We start from the raw sequence: 529 nt of genomic DNA on the forward strand, positions 1-529 counted from the left end.
TAAGGAGTCCTCAGATTAACGATTCAGCAAGTCGTCGCGCTGACGTCCACTGCCGGTATTTCAGCAGCCTGTTAGGCCGGGATGCCTCACATGAAAGGCACTTAATGACGATGGCAGAAAATCAAAGGCGAATCCCTCTGTGCAGGCAATCTTGATTGTCTGAGCTTTGCGACGATCGTCCGCTTGAATTTCCCGGAACACGGACTCTGCATCCTTTAGGCTGCGCTGAGCGTAACGGAACAACATGCGGCCAGAGTATGACAACTCCATACCGCGGGCATGTCGGTCGAAGAGGGATGTATGGAGCTCACTCTCGAGACTGGAGATATGCCGGCTCAGAGCTGAGACTGTAAGACCAAGCTTCTCGGTGGCCGCGCTGAGGGAACCCGTGGCCGCCACGACGGAGAAATAGTAGAGCGAAGGGTCGAGCAGCTTTCTCATCGATCTTGCCGAAAGAGGTTTGCATATGTTGCAAGTGTACCTTGCTGGATTGCGAATACAAGAAATCTGCGCTGCTACTAAGCTGGCT

General features: G+C 53.3%; 1 protein-coding gene. It reads right to left on the reverse strand.

All coding sequences use genetic code 11. From position 1 onward, the window contains the following. Positions 1–60 precede the first annotated feature (60 nt). Positions 61–529, reverse strand: a 469-nt coding sequence (locus tag J8I34_RS34350) for a LysR family transcriptional regulator (protein WP_245176365.1), incomplete at its 5' end; no start/stop codon positions are given.

This window comes from Cupriavidus phytohabitans (genome assembly GCF_017815025.1).
In the GTDB taxonomy this organism is placed as follows: domain Bacteria; phylum Pseudomonadota; class Gammaproteobacteria; order Burkholderiales; family Burkholderiaceae; genus Cupriavidus.